This is a genomic window from Pseudoalteromonas sp. NZS127_1 (assembly GCF_015864295.1).
In the GTDB taxonomy this organism is placed as follows: Bacteria; Pseudomonadota; Gammaproteobacteria; order Enterobacterales; family Alteromonadaceae; genus Pseudoalteromonas; species Pseudoalteromonas arctica.
Genome location: NZ_JADYXO010000018.1, coordinates 1 through 25,755, shown reverse-complemented (window position 1 = coordinate 25,755; position 25,755 = coordinate 1). Strand labels below are relative to the sequence as shown.

At 39.6% G+C, this 25,755-nt stretch carries 25 protein-coding genes and 1 tRNA gene; 7 read left to right on the top strand and 19 right to left on the bottom strand.

What is annotated here, in order from left to right; translation table 11 throughout:
- Nucleotides 1-10: 10 nt before the first annotated feature.
- The 6 genes from rpsS to rpsJ are packed head-to-tail and all read right to left on the bottom strand — an operon-like array spanning nucleotide 11 to nucleotide 3,041.
- The gene (gene rpsS / locus I6F50_RS15175) at nucleotides 11-289 is read right to left on the bottom strand and encodes a 30S ribosomal protein S19 (protein ID WP_004588689.1); all 279 of its coding nucleotides are present in this window, start codon (nucleotides 287-289) and stop codon (nucleotides 11-13) included.
- Between the two features lie 15 nt (nucleotides 290-304).
- The gene (gene rplB / locus I6F50_RS15170) at nucleotides 305-1,129 is read right to left on the bottom strand and encodes a 50S ribosomal protein L2 (protein WP_002957895.1); all 825 of its coding nucleotides are present in this window, start codon (nucleotides 1,127-1,129) and stop codon (nucleotides 305-307) included.
- 15 nt (nucleotides 1,130-1,144) lie between these two features.
- A complete protein-coding gene (gene rplW / locus I6F50_RS15165; protein ID WP_002957896.1) occupies nucleotides 1,145-1,447 on the bottom strand; it encodes a 50S ribosomal protein L23 in 303 nt (100 codons plus the stop codon).
- Entirely contained in the window at nucleotides 1,444-2,049 is a 606-nt protein-coding gene (gene rplD, locus I6F50_RS15160; RefSeq protein WP_002957897.1) for a 50S ribosomal protein L4, read from the bottom strand. Before rplD ends, rplW begins: the two co-directional genes overlap by 4 nt.
- 17 nt (nucleotides 2,050-2,066) lie before the next feature.
- Nucleotides 2,067-2,702, bottom strand: coding sequence for a 50S ribosomal protein L3 (gene rplC / locus I6F50_RS15155; RefSeq protein WP_002957898.1), 636 nt, complete (start codon nucleotides 2,700-2,702; stop codon nucleotides 2,067-2,069).
- Nucleotides 2,703-2,729: 27 nt separating this feature from the next.
- A complete protein-coding gene (gene rpsJ / locus I6F50_RS15150; RefSeq protein WP_002957900.1) occupies nucleotides 2,730-3,041 on the bottom strand; it encodes a 30S ribosomal protein S10 in 312 nt (103 codons plus the stop codon).
- Nucleotides 3,042-3,459: 418 nt separating this feature from the next.
- On the opposite strand from rpsJ, the gene plsB reads away from it, so the two are divergent.
- A complete protein-coding gene (gene plsB, locus I6F50_RS15145) occupies nucleotides 3,460-5,898 on the top strand; it encodes a glycerol-3-phosphate 1-O-acyltransferase PlsB (RefSeq protein WP_197119723.1) in 2,439 nt (812 codons plus the stop codon).
- 21 nt (nucleotides 5,899-5,919) lie between these two features.
- On the opposite strand, the gene tesB is transcribed toward plsB, so the two are convergent.
- Nucleotides 5,920-6,777 (bottom strand): acyl-CoA thioesterase II, encoded by an 858-nt coding sequence (gene tesB, locus I6F50_RS15140; RefSeq protein WP_165740429.1) that lies wholly within the window; start codon nucleotides 6,775-6,777, stop codon nucleotides 5,920-5,922.
- Nucleotides 6,778-6,854: 77 nt separating this feature from the next.
- Between tesB and I6F50_RS15135 the strand changes: the two genes are divergently transcribed.
- Both I6F50_RS15135 and I6F50_RS15130 read left to right on the top strand, forming a co-directional pair.
- Nucleotides 6,855-7,313 (top strand): EVE domain-containing protein, encoded by a 459-nt coding sequence (locus tag I6F50_RS15135; protein WP_024592465.1) that lies wholly within the window; start codon nucleotides 6,855-6,857, stop codon nucleotides 7,311-7,313.
- 69 nt (nucleotides 7,314-7,382) lie between these two features.
- A complete protein-coding gene (locus tag I6F50_RS15130) occupies nucleotides 7,383-8,417 on the top strand; it encodes a hypothetical protein (RefSeq protein ID WP_007587047.1) in 1,035 nt (344 codons plus the stop codon).
- A 36-nt stretch (nucleotides 8,418-8,453) separates the two neighbouring features.
- Here I6F50_RS15130 and I6F50_RS15125 read toward each other — a convergent pair whose 3' ends face one another.
- Both I6F50_RS15125 and I6F50_RS15120 read right to left on the bottom strand, forming a co-directional pair.
- Nucleotides 8,454-8,651 (bottom strand): PLDc N-terminal domain-containing protein, encoded by a 198-nt coding sequence (locus I6F50_RS15125; protein WP_007587044.1) that lies wholly within the window; start codon nucleotides 8,649-8,651, stop codon nucleotides 8,454-8,456.
- On the bottom strand, nucleotides 8,651-9,718 hold the full coding sequence (locus tag I6F50_RS15120; RefSeq protein WP_007587041.1) for a potassium channel family protein: 1,068 nt from the start codon (nucleotides 9,716-9,718) through the stop codon (nucleotides 8,651-8,653). The genes I6F50_RS15125 and I6F50_RS15120 overlap by 1 nt, the downstream gene beginning before the upstream one ends.
- 169 nt (nucleotides 9,719-9,887) lie before the next feature.
- On the opposite strand from I6F50_RS15120, the gene I6F50_RS15115 reads away from it, so the two are divergent.
- Complete coding sequence (locus I6F50_RS15115) at nucleotides 9,888-11,198, top strand: short-chain fatty acid transporter (protein ID WP_165740426.1); 1,311 nt, start codon at nucleotides 9,888-9,890, stop codon at nucleotides 11,196-11,198.
- Nucleotides 11,199-11,244: 46 nt separating this feature from the next.
- On the opposite strand, the gene I6F50_RS15110 is transcribed toward I6F50_RS15115, so the two are convergent.
- The 6 genes from I6F50_RS15110 to I6F50_RS15085 all read right to left on the bottom strand — a co-directional run bounded on the left by I6F50_RS15110 (nucleotide 11,245) and on the right by I6F50_RS15085 (nucleotide 16,792).
- A complete protein-coding gene (locus I6F50_RS15110; protein WP_197176631.1) occupies nucleotides 11,245-13,395 on the bottom strand; it encodes a peptidase domain-containing ABC transporter in 2,151 nt (716 codons plus the stop codon).
- A 26-nt stretch (nucleotides 13,396-13,421) separates the two neighbouring features.
- Nucleotides 13,422-13,724 (bottom strand): hypothetical protein, encoded by a 303-nt coding sequence (locus I6F50_RS15105; protein ID WP_139047204.1) that lies wholly within the window; start codon nucleotides 13,722-13,724, stop codon nucleotides 13,422-13,424.
- Nucleotides 13,725-13,858: 134 nt separating this feature from the next.
- Complete coding sequence (locus I6F50_RS15100) at nucleotides 13,859-14,044, bottom strand: hypothetical protein (RefSeq protein WP_007587028.1); 186 nt, start codon at nucleotides 14,042-14,044, stop codon at nucleotides 13,859-13,861.
- A gap of 12 nt (nucleotides 14,045-14,056) precedes the next feature.
- Nucleotides 14,057-14,200, bottom strand: a complete 144-nt coding sequence (locus tag I6F50_RS15095; protein ID WP_007587027.1) for a class IIb bacteriocin, lactobin A/cerein 7B family — start codon at nucleotides 14,198-14,200, stop codon at nucleotides 14,057-14,059.
- A gap of 202 nt (nucleotides 14,201-14,402) precedes the next feature.
- The gene (locus I6F50_RS15090) at nucleotides 14,403-15,644 is read right to left on the bottom strand and encodes an HlyD family efflux transporter periplasmic adaptor subunit (RefSeq protein ID WP_165722370.1); all 1,242 of its coding nucleotides are present in this window, start codon (nucleotides 15,642-15,644) and stop codon (nucleotides 14,403-14,405) included.
- Between the two features lie 131 nt (nucleotides 15,645-15,775).
- Entirely contained in the window at nucleotides 15,776-16,792 is a 1,017-nt protein-coding gene (locus I6F50_RS15085; RefSeq protein WP_165727092.1) for a metalloprotease, read from the bottom strand.
- A 166-nt stretch (nucleotides 16,793-16,958) separates the two neighbouring features.
- Here I6F50_RS15085 and I6F50_RS15080 point away from each other — a divergent pair, with 166 nt between their 5' ends.
- Nucleotides 16,959-18,170: an EAL domain-containing protein gene (locus I6F50_RS15080; protein ID WP_165727091.1), complete on the top strand. Its 1,212-nt coding sequence runs from the start codon at nucleotides 16,959-16,961 to the stop codon at nucleotides 18,168-18,170.
- 32 nt (nucleotides 18,171-18,202) lie between these two features.
- On the opposite strand, the gene I6F50_RS15075 is transcribed toward I6F50_RS15080, so the two are convergent.
- Nucleotides 18,203-19,279, bottom strand: a complete 1,077-nt coding sequence (locus tag I6F50_RS15075) for a hemolysin family protein (RefSeq protein WP_007587021.1) — start codon at nucleotides 19,277-19,279, stop codon at nucleotides 18,203-18,205.
- An 84-nt stretch (nucleotides 19,280-19,363) separates the two neighbouring features.
- On the opposite strand from I6F50_RS15075, the gene I6F50_RS15070 reads away from it, so the two are divergent.
- Both I6F50_RS15070 and I6F50_RS15065 read left to right on the top strand, forming a co-directional pair.
- Entirely contained in the window at nucleotides 19,364-21,859 is a 2,496-nt protein-coding gene (locus tag I6F50_RS15070) for a S9 family peptidase (RefSeq protein ID WP_197176629.1), read from the top strand.
- A gap of 216 nt (nucleotides 21,860-22,075) precedes the next feature.
- Complete coding sequence (locus tag I6F50_RS15065; protein WP_002957913.1) at nucleotides 22,076-22,780, top strand: response regulator transcription factor; 705 nt, start codon at nucleotides 22,076-22,078, stop codon at nucleotides 22,778-22,780.
- On the opposite strand, the gene I6F50_RS15060 is transcribed toward I6F50_RS15065, so the two are convergent.
- The 3 genes from I6F50_RS15060 to I6F50_RS15050 form a co-directional block, all read right to left on the bottom strand.
- A complete protein-coding gene (locus I6F50_RS15060; protein ID WP_165727089.1) occupies nucleotides 22,777-24,288 on the bottom strand; it encodes a YifB family Mg chelatase-like AAA ATPase in 1,512 nt (503 codons plus the stop codon). The genes I6F50_RS15065 and I6F50_RS15060 overlap by 4 nt on opposite strands.
- Before the next feature lie 34 nt (nucleotides 24,289-24,322).
- Nucleotides 24,323-24,937, bottom strand: coding sequence for a trimeric intracellular cation channel family protein (locus I6F50_RS15055; protein WP_007587018.1), 615 nt, complete (start codon nucleotides 24,935-24,937; stop codon nucleotides 24,323-24,325).
- 741 nt (nucleotides 24,938-25,678) lie between these two features.
- A tRNA-Met gene (locus I6F50_RS15050) sits at nucleotides 25,679-25,755 on the bottom strand.

Genomic DNA, 25,755 nt, shown 5'->3' with positions numbered 1-25,755 from the left:
TCTTCCCCTCTTATCGTTTCTTCGCTTTCTTATCCGCAGCATGGCCACGGTAAGTGCGAGTTGGTGCAAATTCACCTAGTTTGTGACCGATCATTTCGTCAGAAACGAAAACTGGTACGTGCTGGCGACCATTATGGACAGCAATGGTCAATCCGATCATGTTAGGTATGATCATTGAACGACGGCTCCAAGTTTTAATTGGCTTTTTCTCACCGCTTTCCAAAGCTTTCTCTACCTTCTTCAGCAAGTGTAGGTCTATAAAAGGACCCTTCTTGAGAGAGCGTGGCATGGCTATTCCTCAATATTACTTAGTACGACGACGTACTATAAATTTATCCGTACGCTTGTTCTTACGCGTCTTCGCACCTTTAGTCGGTTTACCCCATGGAGACACAGGATGACGACCACCAGATGTACGACCTTCACCACCACCGTGTGGGTGATCTACCGGGTTCATGGCAACACCACGAACTGTCGGACGAATACCACGCCAGCGATTTGCACCTGCTTTACCAAGTGAACGAAGCATATGCTCAGCATTGCCTACTTCACCTAGAGTCGCACGACAATCAGATTCAACTTTACGAACTTCGCCTGAACGAAGACGTAATGTTACATATTGACCATCACGAGCAAGGATTTGAACGTATGCACCAGCAGAACGTGCTATTTGAGCACCTTTACCTGGTTTTAATTCTACGTTGTGAACAGTCGAACCTACAGGCATATTACGCATTGGTAATGCATTACCAGGTTTGATTGGTGCATCAACACCAGACTGGATTGCATCGCCAGCTTTTAAGCCTTTAGGTGCGATAATGTAACGACGCTCACCGTCTGCATATAATACAAGAGCGATGTTTGCGCTACGATTTGGATCGTATTCTAAACGTTCAACAGTAGCTGGAATGCCATCTTTAGTACGTTTAAAATCGATTAAACGGTAGTGTTGTTTATGACCACCACCGATATGACGAACCGTAATACGACCATTGTTATTACGACCACCTGATTTAGAGTTTTTCTCTAAAAGTGGTGCGTATGGCTTACCCTTATGTAGATCAGAGTTAACCACTTTAACTAGGTGACGACGGCCCGCAGAAGTAGGCTTACACTTTTGAAGTGCCATAATTCTATCCCCTTATTACTCGGCGCCGCCGACAAAGTCTAGCTCGCTGCCTTCTTTAAGAGTAACGTAAGCTTTCTTCCAGTCGCTACGACGACCGAAACGTGCGCCAGTACGTTTTGTTTTACCCTTAACGTTAAGTGTGCGAACACCAGTTACTTCTACTTCAAAAAGCTTCTCAACTGCTACTTTAATTTCAGCTTTAGTTGCGTCATTTACTACTTTAAAAACAATAGTATTGTTTTCTTCAGCAGCAATTGTGCTTTTTTCAGAGATATGTGGAGCAAGGATCACTTTTAAAAGACGTTCTTCGCGAATCATGCTAGCGCCTCCTCAAGTTGCTTAACAGCAGCGGCTGTAATAAGTACCTTATCGAAAGCAATTAAGCTTACAGGATCGATACCAGCTACATCACGTGTGTCAACCTTATAAAGGTTACGTGCCGATAAGAAAAGATTTTCATCTACTTCTTCAGTCACGATAAGAACATCTTTAAGCTCAAGTTCTTTAAGCTTAGCAACTAGTTCTTTAGTTTTTGGTGCTGCTAGAGCAAAACTTTCAACAACGATTAAACGCTCTTGACGAACTAATTCAGATAAGATGCTTTTAATCGCACCACGGTACATTTTACGGTTTACTTTTTGGCTGTGGTCTTGTGGTTTAGCTGCAAAGCTAACGCCACCTGAACGCCAAATTGGGCTACGGATTGTACCGGCACGTGCACGGCCAGTACCTTTTTGAGCCCATGGTTTTTTACCACCACCGCTTACTTCAGAACGTGTCTTCTGAGCACGAGTACCTTGACGAGCGCCTGCTGCGTATGCAACAACTACTTGATGTACTAATGCTTCGTTAAACTCACGTCCAAAAGTAGCTTCAGAAACTTCAAGACCGCCAGAAGCGTCTTTAATTGCTAATTCCATCACTAAATCTCCAGGACTTATGCTTTAACAGCTGGTTTAACGATAACGTCACCGCCAATAGCTCCAGGTACTGCACCCTTAACTAAAAGCAAATTACGCTCAGCGTCAACGCGAACTAGTTCTAAGTTTTGAGTCGTTACACGCTCAGCACCCATATGACCGGCCATTTTCTTACCTTTAAACACCTTACCAGGTGATTGGTTTTGACCGATTGAACCAGGAGCACGGTGAGATAGAGAGTTACCATGTGTAGCGTCTTGCATGCTGAAATTCCAGCGCTTAACACCACCTTGGAAACCTTTACCTTTAGAAGTACCGGTTACGTCAACCTTGTTGATTTCGTTGAATAATTCAACAGTAAGCTCAGCGCCTACTTCAAAATCGCCTTCACCACCGTTAAGGCGGAATTCCCACAGACCGCGACCCGCTTCAACACCAGCTTTAGCGAAATGACCCGCTTTAGCTTTGTTTACACGACTTGCTTTTTTAGTGCCTGCGGTTACTTGAAGCGCGTTATAACCGTCTGTTGCGTCAGATTTGATCTGAGCAATGCGGTTAGGTGTCGCTTCAATAACTGTCACAGGGATAGATACACCATCTTCAGTGAAGATTCGTGTCATACCCACTTTACGACCGACTAGACCTAATGCCATTTTCCTAAAACCTCTCTAATCTTTCGATTAACCCAGGCTGATTTGAACATCAACACCAGCAGCAAGATCTAAACGCATAAGCGCGTCTACAGTCTTGTCAGTTGGTTCTACGATGTCAATCAGACGTTTATGGGTGCGGATCTCGTACTGATCACGCGCATCTTTATTAACGTGCGGTGAAGTTAGTACAGTAAAACGTTCAAAGCGTGTAGGTAGTGGAATTGGTCCACGTACTTGTGCGCCAGTGCGTTTCGCAGTTTCCACGATTTCTGCCGTTGATTGGTCAATCAAACGGTGGTCAAAAGCTTTTAGGCGAATACGAATGCGTTGATTTGACATTCTTAACCTCAATATAAAGAGCATATAAAAGAGCATAAAAAAACGACCGAAACAATCTTAAAACTTAAGATGCCGGCTGTTTGATTATATCTACGTTGAGTTCCAAATCGGAACTCCTGTTTATTAGCTTGAAATCCAAGCTTAATTTATCCTTTCTAATTCCCAGAGGAATTTTGAAAGCCTGCGTATTATAGAGGTATTGGTGATAAATGCAACAACTATTTAGAAACAATGCAATGGCTGTAAATTTGATTAAATAAGCGCCCATAAATGCTTATTCGCTATACTTGAACTAATAGCTCTACTTGCTAGTCAATAAACAAGTTAACACCTTAATTACGCAAACTAAGTGATTTTTAGATATTATGGTATCCTACTGCGCTAATTTTGCCCTTAATACTCTCAATATGGTGAGTCGATGCGTATTTTTAATTATTGTTTAAATGTTATGTCTGCTGGATTTAGCCGCTTATTTGTGAAAAGCAAAGTGCTGCCAGAAAATCCTATTAAACAGTATGATCTAAACCCTGAGTATCCTACATTTTATATAGTGCGCCTAAATTCGCGATTTGATTTAGCCGCCCTTGCACATGCTTGTAAAAAAAATGGCCTACCTAGTCCAACCGAAGAGCAAGTATTAGGCAACCAAAATTTAGACCGCTTTATTGGCATTAAAAACCCGCCGCCACTGTTTGGTGATGAAGCTAAGCCAACCAATGCTTTAGCTCAAGGTAAGCAAATTATTGAGTACCTCATACAAAGCGGACAGCAAAATGTACAAGTTGTTCCGGTAACTATTTTATGGGGACGCGACCCAGGCAAAGAAAAGCCAGGATTGCGCACTTTAATCACGCACTCCCTAACTCCTAGCTGGTTTAGAAAGATTTTTGTCGTGTTGTTTTCAGGTCGCGATAACTTTATTCGCTTTAGTCAGCCTCTCGACTTATCGCTGTTAGTGAATGAGAAAGCAGACGTAAGTGAATTACCACATAAGTTGTTACGTGTTGCACGTGTACATTTTAAGCGTCAAAAACTTGCAGCTACGGGCCCTAAAATGCCCTCTCGCGAGCAATTATTTAATTCATTATTAGCATCACCTACAATAAAAAAAGCAATTCAAGATGAAGCTAAAGCTAAAAATATCAGTCAAACCGAAGCGCGCCAAAATGCACTTAAGCTACTTGATGAAATAGCGGCTAATTACTCTGAGGCGATGATACGTGTAGCTGAAAGGTTTTTAACCTGGTTGTGGAATAAGCTTTATAACGGTATAGACATTAAACATGCTGAACAAATTCATGAGCTAACCGATAAAGGTCATGAAATTATTTATATGCCTTGTCATCGTAGCCACATGGACTACTTACTGCTTACCTACTCTATTTATCATTTAGGTTTAGTACCACCGCATATTGCTGCGGGTGTAAATCTTAATTTTTTCCCTGCTGGCGGTATATTTAGACGCTCAGGTGCATTTTTTATTCGTCGCTCGTTTGCCGGTAATAAGCTTTACTCAGCCATATTTAAAGAGTATTTAAGCCAGCTATTTATTAAAGGCTACTCTGTTAAGTTTTATACAGAAGGCGGACGAAGCCGCACTGGGCGTTTGCTACCGCCTAAAACCGGCATGCTCTCAATGACCTTACAAGCCATGCTACGCGGAATAGACAGACCTATATCTATTGTTCCTGTGTATATTGGCTATGAGCATGTAATGGAAATTAATACTTATCTTAAAGAACTAGATGGTAAAGATAAAAAAGGCGAATCTATTTTTGGAATTTTTAAGGCAATCAAAAACCTTAAAAACTACGGTCGTGGTAATTTAAACTTTGGTGACCCAATCTCTATAAACCAATATTTAAACGATAACCAACCAGATTGGCGTGATTCAATACACCCAACCGACGTGCAAAAGCCGCAATGGTTAGCGCCACAAGTAACTAAGCTTGCCGACCAAGTGATGGTTAAAATTAATAATGCGGCGGCGCTTAATGCGGTTAACTTACTAGCGATGATATTGCTGGTTAACGATAAACAAGCATTGAGCAAACCAAAGCTATTAGCACAACTTGATTTTTACCTGCGTTTACAACGCGATGCAAGCTATAGCGATAAAGTAACCGCGCCAGACGAAACACCAGAGCAATTACTAACGCATGCATTAAAGCTGAATAAGTTTGAAGTTATCAGTGATGAATTTGGCGAAATTATTACTATTAGCGATAAAGAAAAAGTACTGTTTAATTACTACCGAAACAACATTTTACACTTGTTTGCAGTACCAAGCTTAATTGCACTACATCTATTTAAACAACACAGCACAACTATTGAGCAATGCCAGCAACTTGTAAAAACGTTTTATCCGTTATTTGCTAAAGAATGGTATTTACAGCCTCTTGATGAAAACTACATTACACGTATTTTAGCGAACTTTGCAGATCAAAACTTAATTGAGTTTGATGGTGACAATATTCATATAACAAACGGTAATGACTGCTTAGCTAAGCTAGAGATGCTTGGGCGAGCACTTAGCTTTACTCTGCAACGATACGCTATTGTGATTGGTTTTATTCAAACAAGTGATGGCATTGAAAAAGCTGAGTTAGAGCGAGAAAGCCAAGTGTTAGCGCAACGTTTAGGCACACTGCATGGTATTAAAACACCCGAATTTTTTGACAAAAAAGTACTTGTTAGTTTTATTGAAAACTTGCGTGGTGAATCATTAATAACAGAAGGTGATAAGGGCTTAGTAGGTAGTACACAACTTTGTGAAACCTATGCACACCTTAAAACATTACTGCCAGCACGCGTCTGGCAGTCAATCAGCGATATAGTACAAGATCAGTGTAACTAGCACTATATCTATAAAAGGGGGTTAGCGCTGACGCATAACCCCTTCTTGCATTGTTGAGGCAACCAAGTTGCCTTGGCGATCAAAAAACTGCCCGCGTACCAAACCACACCCATTACTCGCACTTGGACTATCAATTGAATACAAAATCCAATCATCCATTCTAAATGGGCGATGAAACCACATTGCATGATCAATAGTCGCTACTTGCATATTTGGCTGCATAAACGATACACCATGTGGCTGTAATGCAGTTGGCAAAAACTCAAAGTCAGACGCATAAGCAAGTAAATAATTATGAATGCGTTGATCGTCTGGCATTTCACCATTAGCTTTAAACCAAATATGCTTTACCGGCTCCATAGCTTCTGGTTTAAATGGATTATGAAAAGTAACTGGTCGCATTTCAATCGGCATTTCACGCGTAAACTTATTACGGATCACCTCTGGAATATGCGCAGCATTTTCTTGATAAAACTCAAGCGATGAACGCAGGTCTTCAGGTGCGGGTACATCAGGCATTGTTGCTTGATGCGACAAACCATTTTCTTCACCCTGAAACGACGCTGTCATATAAAAAATTGGCTTACCGTACTGAATCGCTTTTACTCGGCGAGTACTAAAGCTCTTTCCATCGCGAATAGTTTCTACATCATAAACAATCGGTTTAGCTGGATCGCCTGGGCGTAAAAAGTAAGAATGTAATGAGTGAACTATACGCCCCTCAGGTAGAGTTTCTTTAGCGGCAGAAAGCGCCTGCCCCATAACTTGACCGCCAAACACAGCACCAAAGCCTAAATCTTGGCTTTGTCCTCGATATAAACCTTGCTCAATTTCTTCAAGTGTTAACAACGACAATAAATCATCTAATACTTGGCTCATTACTTCTTCCTCATTACCCTAATATCCAAATGATACTATACAATAGTGGGAAGTAAATATTTGTTAGGAATACTGTTATGGCTTACTGGCTATTTAAAACTGAACCCGATGCGTTTTCATTAGATGATTTAAAAAACGCACCAAAACAAACGACTCTTTGGGAAGGCGTGCGTAATTACCAAGCGCGAAACTTCATGCGTGATGGCGTTAAGGTCGGTGATTCAGTGATGATTTATCATTCAAGCTGTAAACACGTAGGTGTAGCGGGTATTGCCGAGGTTACAAAAGAAGCCTACCCAGATCCCACTCAATTTGATTTAAGTAGCGACTATTACGATGCAAAAGCCACCAGCGACAAACCACGCTGGGTTGTTGTTGAAGTTACTTATCAAAGCCATTTAAAAAAATTAATTAGCCTTAAAGATATTAAAGCCAATAATAACATTACTGAAATCGCACTTAAAAAAGGCGGACGACTATCAATAATGCCTGTTACTAAAAATGACTGGGATGAAATAATCAAAATGGCGCAGTAACACCCTCTCGGTTTGACCTAATTTCATTGAGTTTGATATGATCTATGCTGACTTATAGCTGGAGGATTAATGAAATTACTGTATTGGTTAGATGAATGGTTAACTCTCCCGCGCAATGAGCAACAAACTCGATTACCCATGACGGGTAGTGATTTACTCGGCGATGTATTTGTTAAGTATGATTTTGTTGACGTTAATAAGCCCCTGCTTTTTACCTTTTCACCCGCAGGCACTAACGTGCAAGAGCAAGATCTTCACCCTGATTTTGCACCATGGGGTTATCACTTGGCTCAAAAACAAAACGTAAACGTAATCGCTTTTCAGCATTTAGGTAAAAGTAATTGGTTTCGTAATCGTAATTTAATCTTTTTTCTCGAGCAATTATCAACATTACTTACGCCGTTTAATTGTCGATTAGGCTATGGCTTAAGCCGTGGCGGATTTGCTGTTGGCGCTTTTGCTAAACTATTAAAGCTAAACCAAGTACTGTTCTTTCACCCGGTAAGTACTAAAAATAAAGAATTAGTACCCTGGGATGACCGCTCTAGTACCGATATAGCTCAGCAGTTTGACTGGCAACAAGATTATCACGATCTAGATTTAGGAGATGCCCAAGGCTATATTATTTACGATCCTACTAATCGTATAGACCGAATGCACGCCAAGCGCTATAAGCAGTTAACTCACTTGCGAGTATTTGGTATGGGACATGGCACACACGCTACATATTTGAATAAGTTTGGGTTTTATAAGCAAGTAGCCGTTGATTTCATTCAACATCAGCAAATCGATATTGCACAGTTTCGCCTGCAAACCAAAACCTTACGCTTAAAAGAAGATTATTATCAAAGTCTCAATACGGCTAATGCAGACTCCCCCCATCGTTTAGCATTATTGAGTACAGCGCATAAAATTTTAGCTGATGAAAAAGAAGTGTATGTACAAGAGCATCAAGCAAAAATTGATATTCAGCCATTAATAGATGTGGCACTTAAGCACCAAGATGAGCACCCTAATGATGCTATTCAGCTATTAGAAGTCGCCCAGCAACTTCTACCTGACGACCCTCTAATTGAGCATAAACTCAAACAGTTGGAAGAGTAATTATTCCAACTAAAACGGCTATAAAGGCTAACTACTCTATTTAGCCTTTTTCTTTTTGTGCCTATGCTTGGGCACAATGGTAAAGTACATCATTAAACCTAACCAAGAAAATATAATGATTCCCATTAGCCAGCCATTCTTTTCATGACCCTGTGTACGCTTACTGTTGAGTACAATAACGACAGGTAATATGTAAGCACTTAAAACAACAATTAAAAATACAACTTCATTCATTATTTTTCTAGGCTCGACCAGTCTACTTCACTACTTAATACTCGATCTACCGATATATAGTGCAAAATATCGCCTTCACTTACTTTGTAATCTAATGGTGGGTTTAAATCCATATTTTGCGCACTTAAATTATGGGCAACACCTAACAGTATTGCATCATGCTCAAGCTTAAAATGATGAAACAAAGTACCAAACTCCATATCTTTGCAGCCACTTGGTACTTTCAAGCTAAATTGTGTATCGCCGTGCAAAGTAGATAGCAGCTCCTCTTGCACACGGCTCGAACCTGGATCTTGCATTGAGCGTACTAATATCTCAGCTGATTTTGCACTACTACATTCTACATTTTGGCAATGCTCTAACATCATCTCAACTTTAGTTTCATCTAAAAAGTGAGCACTTATATGACAATCATCTTTTACTAAGCGACTTATGCGCAGGGCTGTCGTAAATGTCTGGTCGTCATCTTGACCATCAATAATCACCTTATCAGCACTACGAATAGCTACCCGCTCTAGTTCAGCTAAATTTGTAAAACTCGTTAAACGTGCAAAATCAACGCTTTCGTTAGCTAAAAAAGGATGATCCATTTGCTCTGTTACCGCGAGTAAAATACGACGGTCAGTACGTTTCGTATCTGCCAAAATGTAATCAATCATCTTTTTTGTACGAGTGTCGTGCCAACCAAAAATAATAATATGGTGGTTACTGTGGGCAAAGTTTTTATCACCAGTCATAGCGCGCCTAATTAAGTAAGTAACAGTTTGTCCTGCTTTTCCTAGCAAAACACCAAATAAAGCTAAACCAAATGGAATTTGTATTAATGCTACCACCCAACGACCAAGATCAGTAGTTGGACTAAAGTCACCATATCCCACTGTTGATGTTGTTACTGTGTAATAGTAAAAAAAGGTAGTAAGCGAGGTTAACGCTTTCTCATTCGCTATAAATAGTAAGCTCCATGTTAATAGCATATGAGTCAAAATAGCTAATGCCACTGCTTGCCAACTCAACTGATCTATATGAGCGCGAACAAGTAACGCTAGCCTTTTAAATATCACCGGCATAATACAAAGTCTTCGTTAGTAAATTATCTATAAACAGTACGTTACTGTAAGCGATGCTTTTAAGCAATGTTTAAGCTTTTAACCACAAATATAAGACTAAATGCTGTTTGCCAATGGTGATTTTTCATGATTAATTAGCGTTAAAATAATAACCAAAACAGTTGTGCTTATGCTTAATAAAATAGCCCGCCCTTTTACTAAAATTGTAGAGCGCTATCTTCCCGACCCTTTTATATTTGTAATTTTACTTACAATAATTACTCTTATTAGTGCGAGCTTATTTACAACCGCAACCAACATTGAAGTATTACAAGCGTGGGGAGGTGGATTTTGGAACTTATTAAGTTTTGCTATGCAAATGCTACTAGTGTTAATTACAGGCTACATGTTGGCAAGTACGCCACCTATAAGTAAGTTATTAGAAAAACTAGCAACACTCGCAAATACAGCACCTAAAGCAATTATATTGGTAACGCTTATTTCGCTTTTAGCGAGCTGGATAAATTGGGGATTTGGCTTAGTTATTGGTGCTCTTTTTGCCAAAGCAATTGCTAAACATACTCGTGTAGATTATCGATTATTAGTAGCCAGCGCTTACTCAGGTTTTGTTGTATGGCATGGCGGATTAGCCGGTTCGATTCCTTTAACTATCGCAACCGATAGTCACTTTTCAGAGGCCAGCATTGGTATTATTAGTACAGAGCACACTTTATTTGCGGGCTTTAATATAGCCATATTAGTTGGTTTATTCATTATTATGCCGCTCGTTAATCGCTATATGCTGCCAAGCGAGCAAGAAAGCGTATATATCGACCCAGCTCTTTTACAAGAGACAACACCTAAGCCCACAACAATAACCAGACCCGCCCAACATTTAGAACAAAGTAAACTACTCGGTATGACAATTGGCTTATTAGGTTTGGCATATTTAGGTTATTACTTTTTTATTGCTGGCGGAAACTTAAACCTTAATAGCGTTATTGCCGTATTTTTGTTTTTAGCTATTACGCTGCATCAAACACCCCATAATTTACTTAACAGTCTGCAACAAGCAATTCCAAGCGGGGCTGGCATTGTTATTCAATTTCCTTTTTATGCCGGCATCATGGCGGTAATGGTTGATAGCGGATTAGCACAACAGATATCACGTGGCTTTATTGCCGTTGCAGATGCTGATAGCTTGCCATTTTTTAGTTTTATAAGTGCAGGACTCGTTAATATGTTTGTTCCCTCTGGCGGTGGCCAATGGGCTGTACAAGCACCCATTGTAATACCCGCAGCGCAAGAGCTAGGCGCCGATATATCTCGCGTTGCAATGGCCGTTGCATGGGGTGATGCGTGGACTAATTTAATTCAACCTTTTTGGGCATTACCCGTCCTTGCTATCGCAGGCTTAAAAGCAAAAGATATTATGGGATTTTGTGTTGTGCAGTTATTTGTAACTGGGGTTTTTATATCGCTGGTATTGAGCTTTTATTAAATGTAAACATAATAAAAAGGCGTGTAAAACACAAGCACTGGTCATTTTATGCACTCTCGTTCTGCTGTTGTAGCTCCACCAACCTACCCTCTTTCAGTTGATAGACTTTGCTGGCCATGTTAATGGTTTCTTGGCGATGAGCAATCATAATCCGCGTGATGGGTAAGTGCTGAATTTGTTCACTTATTTTCGCTTCGTTGTCTTTATCTAAATGACTAGTTGCTTCATCCATAAACAACACGCAGGGTGATTGATACAATGCGCGAGCAAGAAGTAAACGCTGTACCTGCCCGCCCGATAAGTTTGATCCCATGTCCCCAACTAATGAGTTATAGCCCATAGTCATTTTGGTAATATCATCATGAATAGCCGCATGACGAGCACACGTCTCTATTTTTAAATAATTCGGCTGTGGGTCAAAAAAACTGATGTTATCAGCGATTGAGCCAGCTAACAGTGTGTCATCCTGCATTACTGCAGCTATTTGTTTGCGGTAGTTTTTAAGGCCAAGCTGAGTAATATCTTTGCCATCAAGCAACACAGTCCCTGAGGTTGGCTGTAATAACCCTAGCATTATTTTCATCAACGTAGTTTTACCCGCACCTGACGGACCCGTAATCGCAATCGAGTCACCGGAATTCAGCGTTAAATTAACATTGTTTAAAATCGGCACTTGCTCTTCACTGTAACTAAAGCAAATATTTTCGAGCGTAAGCTGACCTCTCACTTTACCTTCGTCATCACCTGTATAGGCCATTTCACCGTCACGATTAGCTTCTTGTTTCGTGAGTGCTATATCTGCAATACGGTCTAAGTGTAAGCGCATCATTTTGAATTGAATGATTTGTTCAATTAAGTTGGCAAAGCGGCTGGTTAACTGGTTTTTATAAGCAATAAACGCCAGTACCATACCAACAGACAAGCTATTGCTCATAACTAGTAATGCAGCAAAGTAAATCACTAATACATTTTCAAGGCCAAATAACAGCTTGTTAAATGAATCAAAGCTAATGTTTAAACGCCCTAAACGAATTTCACTGTTTATTACCTCTGCATAACGGTTTTGCCAAATTCCTTGGCGCTGCGATTCATTACCAAACAATTTTATAGTTTGCATACCCCGAATATTTTCTAAAAAGTTCGATTGCTCTTTGGCAGATGATTGAATCATTTCTTCGGTGGCTTGATGTAGTGGACGATACAGCGCTAAACGTACCAAGGTATACAGTACAATTGCACCAACAACTACCGCAGTGAGTTTTAGCGAATAAATTAGCATCATAATCAATACGGTAATGCCCATTACGCCATCGACCAGTGTTTCTACAAACCCTGTAGTTATGCGCTCCCGTATTTGCGCTAATGAGCCAAAGCGCGAGACAATATCGCCAATATGGCGGGACTCAAAATAGTTCATTGGCAAGCGCAATAAGTGCCTGAGCAAATTCACGCCCATTTGCATATTGAGCAAACTCGAAAGCCGTAAAATTAGCCAACTTCGTACCGCATTAGTCACCACTGAAATTATCGCAATCAGAGCAAAACCCATGGCAAGTACCGTTAATAACGATTCATCAAAACTAATGAGTACTTCATCCACCACCCACTGCATATAATAAGGGGTCATCAAAGCAAATAATTGCAATACCAGTGACAACGCAATCAGTTTTATTAGCCCTGCTTTTAAGCCCTTCATTGAGCTCCAAAGTTGGGTAAACTTCATCTGTGCTTGTTCTTGTTTGGCTTCAAACTGACTGGTTGGAGTCAGCTCTAAACAAATACCGGTAAAGTGTTTACTAAACTCATTACTATTTAAACTGCGTTTACCAACAGCTGGGTCGTTTATAGCAAACTTAGTTGAAGATCCTTTACCAGAGACTTTGGTCAATACCACAAAGTGATTCATATCCCAGTGCAATATACACGGCGTTTGCAGTTTATGAACTTCATCAAGCGGGCATTGTAGCGCACGGCTAGCTAGCCCTAAATTATCACCTAGCTCAATCAACTGCTGTAAGTTCATACCCTTTAGATTAGCCGAAAAGCGTTTTCGCATGGCAGGCATATCCAGCTTATGACCGCGATAACATGCCACCATAGCCATTGAGGCAAGGCCGCATTCGGCTATTTCGGATTGGAGAATCACTGGGACTGGTTTTGAGAATGAAAAAGTTATAAGTCCATTTGCAGAGTTCATAATTACCTTAGTCAAACAACATTTTATTAATCAAGCTCATTTTTTGAGAAAATAGCCATTGAATCTAACTTCAGCATAACTCGTATTACTATCGCGGAGACACCTAAAGTACAAGTAATAATCCAAAAATCAACTAGCTCTAAGGCACCATTGAGGCTTAATCTTAAAATAATAAAATTACCTCCCATAAAGAAAACCATAGAGATAAAAATATATAACGCCCATTTTTTATTTTTATATATACCCGTTAGAATAGCTAAAGAAAACCCAAGAGTTACAGTAAAGAAAGCTAGCTCACCGTATGAAATTACATTATCACTAAGCAGCAAATTTACGTCTTTTATAATTACATATACAGACCCTAGGACTATCAAAGAACACATTGCAAAAATTGATACGATCGCGGATAGCTTCATTTTAAATAAAGAAGGGAATAAATCCCCTTCTATCTCCTCTATTATAATTACTCAGCGGCGTTATGATATACTGCAGCTATACCACCTACAATTGCACCAAAACCAGCTCCAATCCCAATTGCAGTAGCCAAACCGCCTGCAGTAATCGACGAGCTAGCATATAGACCAGCAATAATAAAAGGTAGTGGGCCACCATTTATTTCTTGTATTTCATTACTTGTTAATTCTCTCATTGCAAGACCCTCCTATTTTCTAATTGCATTATAAGTTGCTATACCACTAATGATTGCAGCAAAGCTTGCAACTTCTCCATAGACTGCTATTGCTACAAACAGGGGGAATGGACCACCACTTACTTCTTTAAGTTCATTTACATTTAATTCACGCATAATGTTATACTCCATAAATCCGATGCTTTTTAGTTAAGTCATCGGGTTGTTAATATGCTCCCCTTCAATAAAGGTGAGCGATTAATAGGCTAGCTTTAGCTGCTCGCTAAAGTTAACTAAAGCTGGCCGTCTTTTTCGGTTGTTTGCATTTAGCAAACCACCAAAACTTTCAAATTTTTCTTTATTTTATAAAACGCTACACTTAACTTACGCGCCCTTTTAGGCTGTACAGTGGCTCTAGTAACCACTCGATTAATGTGCGCTGCTCCAACATAATATCTGCCTCAAACAACATGCCACTTTTCAACTCAAACGCCTTACCATAGGCCTGCATTTGTTGTTGGCTGAGTGTCGCTCGCAAACGGTACACTGGCTCTTGCAGGGTAATAGGCAGGCGTATTTCATTTGGAGTAATGAGCGCCTTGTCGATGCGGATAATTTTGCTATTAATAAAACCAAAGCGTTGGTAAGGGAAAGCATCAAAACGCAGGCGCGTATCGTTACCTAGTTGTATAAAGCCTGCTGAACGTGTTGGTAGCAGCAACTCTGCTACTAGCTCTGAGCCTTCGGGAATAATATGCAACAGTGGTTTGGCTTGGGTAAGTGTTTCGCCTTCAACCACTTGAATGCCAGTAACAACACCGCTGTTACTGGCTGTTATGGTATATTGATAGTTACTTTTAATTTGTGTGAGCTGGTTTTGAATATCCGCTTGTTGGCGCTTAAGACTATTTATACGCAAAGTATACTGCTGGGGCACGTTAGCAATATTAAAACTAAGTTGACTTAATTGATTTTCTTGCTGCATAAGCAAGCGCGCTAGGTTTTGTTTTTCTTGCTTAGCATCTAAGAGGGCTTGCTGCTGTTGCTCTCGCTCGATGTTTGATAAAAAGCCATTTTTATTAAGTTGATTAAGGTTGCTTTGTTGGCGGTTAAGTAGCCCTAATTTTTCATCAGCTAGAGCAAGTTGACTTTGTAATGCAGCTTGCTCATTAGTAAGTGCACGTTTTTGCGCGTGCAAGTTAAGTGACTCTTGCTTTTGTAGGGTAAGGTTTTGTGTTATCTCATCATTGAGCAACTGTATTTGCATACTTAGCTGCTCAACAAGCTGGGTACTCAAGGCTATGCCTTGGCTGTTATTTTGCTGCACAATAATGGTCGCCAACGGCTGACCTTTAGTAACGGCATCACCCTCTTGTACAAATAGCAGCTCAATCATACCACCTTGACTAGCAAAGGTTTGGATTATCCCTTTATTGGGTATTAAAAACCCCCGTACTGTTTCCTTGCGGGAATACTCTGCTGTAAATAAAAAGCTTATCACTACAATCGCAATACATACCAAAACAAATACGATAAGTTTTATTGATAGTGGTTGTGCTAGCGTAATCACACCAGTTAAACGCTCACTTTGCTGAGCGACAGCTTCCTTTCTAAATAACATCCAGTTGATCCGCTAAGATTGTTCTAATTTATATTACACTAGAATTCAATTAACAATAAATCAACATAAAAGTCGAAAAATAAAATATTAATGCAAAAAACTAACTTATTTAGTTAGAAAAAATAAAAATACTAGCTCGATAAAATAGTCATCGGCAGGCTCAATATTGGATTTTCCGAATCGGCAAAGTGCATCATTACAGCTACATGCCCAGCTACTACAATTGCATACATAACCGCTGAAAAACCTTGGCCATATTTATCTAGTGGCATTAAATGTGAATAGTGACGGCCTCGCCATTCAAATACAATTTCCAGCGCACCTACAAACAAAAAGAATACCAGTAACATTAAGCCAAATGTGTAGCTCAGCCATAAACCAAACAGTACACCGAGTAAACATACACTTAAACCAATCCATGAACGCATTGAAAAGCTAATACTTTTTAATACATGCCCGCCATCAAGCGGTAAAATAGGTAACAAGTTAAATAAATTTAATAACGCACTAAGAACTGCCACACCTGCAAATATTTCCATCTCGGTGGCGTAATATAAAACGACACCCAGTACCGAGGTAATTAAACCAAATGCGGGTCCCATTAATGATATAACGACATCTTGCCAACGAGTTGTTATTTTGTCGTCACTTACAGCGAGCCCACCTACAAATGGGATTAAGTAAATACCTTTGGTTTTTATGCCAAAGTATTTCATTGCTCGCACATGGCCGTACTCGTGTACGACTAAGCAACCAATTAGCATCAGTGCAAATTCAATACTAAATAACCACGCATAGCCTGCAACAGAAGCCCCCGCAAGCACTACTTTAATGACCTTAGCACTTTTAAAAAGCTTAAAGCCTAATGCAGCCAGGCCTAAAAAGCCTTTTTTAGGTGAGCCATTTGTAGGTGCTGGTAGCGCAAGCTGTGTTGCAAATTGCTCATCCACAAAAAGCGAAATACTTTGCTCTTCCGCCGCTCCAGTATCAATACCAATTACTTTGTTGTCGTAAGTAAACTGATAATAGTTTTCACGAGGGTTATCAAAGGTAATGGCTTGTTGTCCATGAAACACTTGCACAATTTTTTGCCCAGACACCATAAGCGAAAATGGTTGCTCGGCTAAGGTAAGATCTATTCTTATCATAATTAAGACCGTTTAAAATAATGGCGCTAGTATACCTAATCAGCTTAAAAACACGAGTGAAGGTGCTAGGTAACTATTTTCAAAATAAAAGTATTTGATACTGACAAAATAAAAAAACACTACTACTTTTATAGTAACTCCAAGCGATACATTGAAAGGGATAACAGTGGACAAAATAGTGCCTAATATTTTAGTTGTTGACGATTCAAAAGCAATTTTGATCGTTATGGAAGCTATACTTAACGAATTGGGTATGTCTAACACTATAACTACGTGCCTGAATGCAAAAGAAGCTCTTGAAAAAGTAAAAGAAGATGTTAACTACTTTGATGCTATTTTTACTGATCTCAATATGCCCGAAATGGACGGCATGGAACTAATCCGCCACTTAGGAGAGTTACATTATCAAGGCGGTATTATAATTGTTTCTGAAATGGACCATAAAGTTATTAGCTTAGCTGCCAATCTCGCGAAACAACATAACGCTCACCTCATTGGTAATATTTCAAAGCCAGTGCAACTGTCTCAGGTTAGTAGGTTACTTATTAAAGTGGCGCAATTAAACAGCCACACTTTATTAAAAGAGTCGGCCATTTCAAAAGATGAGCTTATTGATGCATTAAAAAACGATGAAATAACGCCTTTTTACCAACCAAAAATAAACGCTGATAACAATAAAATTGAAAGCGTTGAAGTCTTAGCACGTATTTTATCAAGTAAAGACGGCAATATTATTTTACCTAACCGTTTTATAAACACTGCCGAACAACACAACTTAATTAATCAAATTACATTTTCTCTTTTTGAAAAGGCCACCAGCGAATTCAAAAATATGAAAGCGCAACTAGGTCATGATTTTAAAATGGCATTTAATTTATCGCCAACTCAGCTCGACGACTTAAACTGCCCTAATAAATTACTGCTCATTTTAGAATTAAACCAACTCACGCCTAGTAATATAATTATAGAAATAACAGAACAACATGCACTCTCAAGCCTCATGCAATTAGAAACACTAAACAGATTAAGAATGCATGGCTTTGGTATATCGCTAGACGACTTTGGTGTTGGTTTTACTAATATGAATCAGCTTCGAAATCTTCCTTTTACTGAAATTAAAATAGACCGTTCACTTATTAGCCATATAGAAACAGATTTATTTTCTCAAGTGGTCGTAAGTTCGTTATTTAATATTACGAGTAAAGATAATTTAGACTTAGTAGCAGAAGGTGTTGAACGACCAGAAGAGCTCGTTTATTTAAGGCATTATAGAAGAAAACTAGCCATACAAGGTTTTTTATTTAGCCGCCCTAAACCACAAAACGAATTTATATCTTGGGCTAAAGATTGGCTGAAAACTGATGGCAGCCCCGCTTAAAGCGGTATTAATATTTAATCGGGGCTGGTTAACTAATTATCACCCCGAGTGTGTTTATCTTCTTCACTGACTATATGCGCACTGCTTGCTAAACGTTTGTGCCAACGCTGCCTTGCTACTGCGCGCATATTAGTAGATTGGTCACGCTCATCTACAATCTCTAGCCCCATTAAAGCTTCAATCATATCCTCTAGCGTTACAATACCTTGCACGTCACCGTACTCATCAACAACTAAGCATATATGCGTGCGCTTTGTTAAAAGAGTTTGCAGTAACGACGATACATTTTGAGAACTCGGCACCGTATAAATAGGCTTAATCAATTTGCTAATTTTGTAATCGGTACCTAAACGGTGAAATGCCAGCATAATATCGTTTTTATGCACAAACCCAACAATATCGTCGCTGTCTTTATCAAATACCAATATACGAGAAAATGACGACGAGCCGTGATCGTTTAAATACTGATTTACTGTTAAGTCTTTGTGGATTTTAAAAATTACAGTTCGAGGCGTCATTAAGTCGCATAATTTTGCATGTCTAAAATGCAATAAATTACGAATTATTTCGGACTCATCCTGATGTAATGCACCCGACTCCGTACCTATATCAGCCATTGCCTCTATCTCTTGACGAATATAGTATGCCTCATCGTGCTTTGGACCCATTAAATTTGTTAGCTTTTGTGCAAACCATACAAAAGGCTTTAGCAATATAACTAAAAACCTCAAAGCGTAAGTAACACTTGGCGTTAGAGCTCGCCAGTAATTAGCCCCCAAGGTTTTAGGAATAATTTCAGAAAGAATTAATACGAGGAATGTCATAATGGCTGATGCAATACCTACAGCCGCATCGGAAAACACGACAGCTGCCTGTGCGCCTACCCCAGCAGCACCCGCAGTATGGGCAACCGTATTTAAAGTTAAAATAGCAGCTAAAGGCTGATCTATATTGTTTTTAAGTTTTTCGAGCTGTTTAGCAAGCTCAGGATGATCTTTCCTAAGTGATGCAACATAGCTGGGCGAAATACTTAATAACACAGCCTCCATCACAGAACATAAAAACGAAATAACAATCGCCACTACCATATAAACTATCAGTAAAGTCACTTTCTCTCCTCTATATTGGATATGTGAGCATGGTATCAATACATGCTATATTTGGCCAAACTTCCAATAATAATAGGCATAATAATGAAATTTAGCGCACCATGGTGTCATCAAAATAAGCTATTTAAGTACGCAGCGACTCTTTTAACGCTTAGCAGCTTAAGCTTTGCTGCAATAGCTGCACCATTGGATAAATCAAAAATTCAGTTTATCGGCCTACTTGCCGAAGATATGCAGTTAAAGCCTTTTCAGACACCTCATGGCAGTGCGATTATTAACAACCTATTGCCGCAACTACAAGCAGACTCAGATAGTTTTTCTGTATTTGGGAAAAAACAAAACTGGCAGCCGTTTAATAAAATCAATGCGCTCACTTTAGGTGGGTTACAGGCACTAAAATTTAATATTGAAACTACCCGCTTTACACAAGGTACGCTTACCTTAAAAGGGATTGAGCAAGGTCAGTTATTTATTAATGGCGAACTACAAACAGGCGATAAAAATAGCTATAAGTTAGCTTTAAATAACAGTACTCACTCTATTTTAATAGTAGCCCAACAAGTAGCTAATTGGCACGATGTAATGCTTGATTTTGCACCTAAAAGCGACGTTGATAAAATTACGCTTAGCGCCTCAAAAACAAAACGCTTATCTGCAAAACAATTGTTTGATGCCCCTACAATCAGCCAATTATCACTCGCACCTAATGCTAAGCAGTACGTTACTACTACTCGCACTTATAGCGATAAAACACAAAACCAAGCAAATACAGTTACTGTACTTAAAGATTCAGATAATCAAACGCTTTATCGCTTCGAAGCAGGCCAACCAAGTAACATTATTTGGAGTCCAGATAACCAATATTTAGTGTATTTGTTAAATGGTGAGCTTAAACAACTTAGCCGTAAAAACTTCTCAATAAAAACATTAGCAAACGATTTAGAAGGAGCCAATGGCTTTACCTTTTATAACGACACCAGTCTTTTGTTTAGCTGGTCTAAATCACCTGAGAGCACTAACAGCTTAACCAAGCACTATAAAGGTCTACAAGATCGTTGGTCGTATGCACGTACCACCAGCCAAATTTACATGCTTGATACTAAAAGTGGTTTAACAAAAGCACTTAGCCAAGGTCCTCTTTCTTACAGCCTTGAAGATTCAAATAGTAACCGTGGCAAAATATTAATGAGCCGCCCAGTAATGGCAATGCAAGCATCAACCCACCCTGAAACAGAGTTAGCCGAACTCGATTTAAAATCAAACAAGCTTTCATCGCTTGGTAAATTCAAAACATTTAATTTAGCCAAATACGCAAATAAAGATATTTATGTAATTGCAGGCCCCGATTTTAAAAATGGCGCAGGCAGAGCTCTACCAAAAGCAATGCTTGCTAATAACTACGACGGGCAACTTTACCTACTTACTGAAGGCGGTAAAAACGTAAAAGCACTTAGTAAACAATTCGATTCTGCTATTGGCCAACTGCAAGTTTTAGAAAACGGCGATGCGCTCATTAAAGTAACAGAGCAAGACACTCAACCGCTTTACCTATTTGATTTAAGTAAACAGCGCTTTAAAAAGTTAAATACAGGATTGGATATTGTTGAACAATTTAGTTACTCACACGACCGTAATACCGAAATTTTATTAAGTGGCACTAACGCTTTAGCGCCACAACAGCTAAAGCGCCTTAACGTCAGTAAAAATAAAACAGATTTAATATGGGATTCAAAACCAAGTAGCTATGCAAATACACGACTCCCTACATTAGAAGAGTTTAATTTTAAAAATAAACATGGGGTTGAAATAACTGGCCGCGTTTATATTCCTAGCAATTTAGATAAAACTAAAAAGCACCCGGCGCTCGTGTATTACTACGGCGGCACTTCACCAGTTACGCGTGGTTTTACAGGTCGTTATCCGTTTAACTTATGGGCAGAAAATGGCTACGTTGTTTATGTAGTACAGCCTACTGGCGCAACAGGGTTTGGACAAAAGTTTTCAGCGCAGCATGTTAATGCCTGGGGCGACTACACTGCAGACGATATTATCGAAGGCACGCAAGCCTTTTTAAAGAAATACAACTATGTTGATAGTGAAAAGGTAGGAAATTTAGGGGCATCATACGGTGGCTTCATGACCATGTTATTGGCAACTAAAACCGATATATTTAGTGCTTCAATAGCTCATGCGGGTATTTCTAATATTACCTCGTATTGGGGTGAAGGTTGGTGGGGCTACTTATATTCTGGCGAAGCATCAAAAAATAGCTTCCCATGGAATAACCCTGAGCTTTACAGCCAACATAGCCCTGTATTTCATGCCGACAAAGTAACAACACCTATGCTACTTCTTCATGGTGATAGTGATACCAATGTACCTGTTGGCGAAAGCTTAACAATGTACACTGCGCTTAAACTGCTTAATAAGGACGTAGAGTTAATCGAATACAAAGGCGCCGACCACCAAATTTTTGCACGCGATAAACGATTTGATTGGTGGAACACCATGCTCGCATACTTTGATAAAAAGCTAAAAGATGAACCTCAATGGTGGGACTCAATGTATAAAAATAACTGAGCCTGAACCTTTAAAATAACGACTTAATACAGATTTATTAATAGTAGTATTAATTATTTAGCACCTTTTAATTAGTTTAAAGGTGCTAACCTCATCCTCTAATAACGTCTTATACACCTTTGAAATATTAAGTTACTTAAAACTAATAAACCCCCTTCTCAGCATTTACCTAATGGTGCTACCATACAGAGCTATAAGCATTCAAAATAAAGTACTATGGCTATTAATGTTTTATTGGTTGAAGACGATGAACTACTCGTTAAACGCATCCAAAATCACTTTGCAGATACCGAATTTACAATAGAGGTAGACCCAACTGGCGCTGATGCACTTAACATTGTAAGGCAGCGGGTAAACCTGCGCGGTGCTATATCATTAGCCATAATTGACATTGTTTTGCCAAAGCGTGATGGGCTTCAGCTGGCAAAAGAATTAAACACACTTACCGATATTGGCGTTATTGTATTATCGAGTCGTGACTCCCAAGCCGATCGTATTGCAGGCCTTGCACAAGGTGCTGATGACTATATTTGTAAGCCTGTCGATTTACTTGAGTTAGAACTTCGCATGCGCGCGCTCTATAAGCGTGTTGCCGTTAACCTAGAAGACGACGAAAGCGAAGAATTTATAGAATATGCTGACTTTAAGCTTCACCCCGATAACCGCACACTAATTACTGCTGCGGGCGTTGAGTCACGCTTAACTGAAGCCGAACATAAAGTGCTTATTTGCTTAATTAGTAATGCAGGTAAAGCCACATCCCGTGAAAAAATATCAGAAGAAATAGGCCAGCCCGATTGGAGCCCAAACGATCGTACTGTTGATGTGCTTATTGGTCGTTTACGTAAAAAATTAAATGACGAAAAAGATCAAAAACGTATTGTTACCGTTCGCGGTAAAGGCTATATGCTTTCTATTTAATACTTAGTTAATTGCGCAATAAGGCGCTCAAATGCGCGGTAATTAAGTGCTTCTTTAAGCTCATTTAAACTAATGTTTTCAGCGCCTTTTAAATCACTAATTGTACGCGCCACCTTAATTACTCTATGGTAAGAGCGTGGCGATAAAGATAACTTCTCGCTTGCTCTAGCTAAAAACTGCAACTCTGCTGGCGCCAGTACACAGTGCACACTCATTTCTTTATTATTAAGCCTCGCATTAACCTTACCTTGGCGTTTTAGCTGTAGGTAATAAGCCGCTTCAACTCTTGCTCTAACCTCAGCACTACTTTCCTCTGGCTGAGTACTTTGTAGTTCAACGCTCGTTAGACGAGGCAGTTCTATTTGCAAATCAATACGGTCAATAAAAGGTCCTGATACTCGCGATAAATAACGCATAACTTGATCGGGAGTTGCCCGCTTATCAGTATGGCTCCCTGTTGGGCTTGGATTTAATGCTGTAATAAGCTGAAACTGCGCCGGAAACTCCATTTGCCTTGCTGCACGTGAAATAGTAACCGTGCCGGTCTCCATTGGCTCACGCAGTGAATCAAGCACCTTACGCTCGAACTCCGGTAATTCGTCCAAAAAAAGTACGCCATTATGCGCCAATGAAATTTCACCGGGCTTCGGGTTTGAAGAGCCACCCACTAAAGCAACAGCTGAGCATGTATGATGCGGATTACGAAATGGCCGCTGTCGCCAATTAGTTAAATCTATGGATTGCCCAATAATGGAGTAAAGCGCGGCAGTCGAAATAGCTTCATCGTCCGACATAGTAGGCATTATAGTTGCCATTCGCTGAGCAAGCATTGATTTACCAGTGCCTGGTGGACCTAAAAATAATAAATTATGCCCGCCAGCTGCAGCAATTTCGAGTACTCGCTTTGCACCGGGCTGACCTTTCACATCGCTTAAATCAAGTAAAAAGTCAGGGGCTTGTGTGCAGTCGGGATACTCTATATTTAATGGTAAGGGTTGTTGATTAAGTAAATCCCCCCACACTTCTTGAATAGAGCTTACGGCTTTGCGTTTAACGCCATTAACTAGGCTTGCTAGGCTGTCGTTTGCAATAGGTAAAAAGCAGCAACGATCTTGCTCTTTTGCAGCAAGTACCGAAGGTAAAATAGCGTTTACACCACGCACCTCACCATTAAGAGCAAGCTCACCATAAAACTCGTACTTGTGAATATCAGGACACACTATTTGCCCAGAGGCGACTAAAATACCCACCGCAATAGCAAGATCAAACCGTCCGCCATCTTTTGGCAAATCGGCAGGGGCTAAATTTACAGTTATTCGTTGATCGGGAAAACCAAATTGTGAGTTTTCGAGTGCGCTACGTACTCTATCTTTTGATTCTTTAACGGACGCTTCGGGCAGGCCTACTATATGAAAAGCGGGTAAACCATTTCCTAGGTGAACTTCTACAATAACTTCAGGGGCATTTATACCCACTTGAGCACGAGAAAATATACGAGCTAACGACATTCCTTATCCTAGTAAATGGTGTGATTACACCAGTTTAGTCAGGATATTTAAAAACGTGTAATGTGATTTGCCATTTTATAGCAGCTAAACGAAGTAATAAGGTCATTAACATACCTAATACCATCGCCATTTCGGTTACTAACGAAAAACTAATGCCAAGCGTATAAACAGTGCCACCCGCTATACAGGTAATAGCGTAAAGCTCACCTTTTAATAGCATAGGGATCTCGCGTGCAAGCACATCTCGAATTAATCCACCAAAGCAGCCTGTAATTACAGCCATAATTACCGCTGTCATATCGGGCATACCAACAAGCTGCGCTTTTTGCGCCCCCATTACTGCAAAAAAAGCTAAACCAAACGCATCCGCTGTTTGTAAAATATAATGAGGTATCGGCTTTTGTTTATTTATAAGGCGTGTTGTAACAAATACTGAAGCTAGTATGGCAAAAAAGTAACTTTGATCGTGTAACCAAAACACAGGAACATCTAAAATTAGATCTCGCACTGTACCACCACCAATAGCAGTTACCGTCGCTAAAACTACGACTCCAAAGCCATCCATTTTTTTTTCGTACGCTAGCAAAGTGCCCGACACAGCAAACACCGCAATGCCTATTAAATCAAACCAGTGATAAAGTTCTGTCATGTGATGTGTATTGTTACTTAAAATCTTTTAACCGTTTTAACATAAAATACTCTTTTTTAAAAAATAAGTTATTTGTTAAACGTCACAGATATTAGAGTAAAGTCATTAAATAAAGCAGAATATAAGGTATTTTATCAAACTGCTGACACAAAAAATCACTCGATAAAGAGTGCGATTTTGTTTTAAATTTTTAGATATTTAATTTCAGTGGTTGCGGGAGCTTGAGTTTATAAAAAGCGAACCGACGACCTTCGCTTACTTATGCAGAGTATTTTGCGCAGTAACAGTGGGTTTAAATTTATAAGAATTTATTAAACTGCAGACGTAAAAAATCACTCGATAAAGAGTGCTATTTTATTTTAACTTTTTAGGTATTTAATTTCAGTAGTTGCGGGAGCTTGAGTTTGTAAAAAGCGAACCGACGACCTTCGCTTACTTATGCAGAGTATTTTGCGTAGTAACGGTGAGTTTTATAATTATAGGAATTAATTAAACTGCAGACGCAAAAAATCACTCGATAAAGAGTGCGATTTTGTTTTAGCTTTTTAGGTATTTAATTTCAGTGGTTGCGGGAGCTTGAGTTTGTAAAAAGCGAACCGACGACCTTCGCTTACTTATGCAGAGTATTTTGCGTAGTAACGGTGAGTTTTATAATTATAGGAATTAATTAAACTGCAGACGCAAAAAATCACTCGATAAAGAGTGCGATTTTGTTTTAGCTTTTTATGTATTTAATTTCAGTGGTTGCGGGAGCCGGATTTGAACCGACGACCTTCGGGTTATGAGCCCGACGAGCTACCAGACTGCTCCATCCCGCG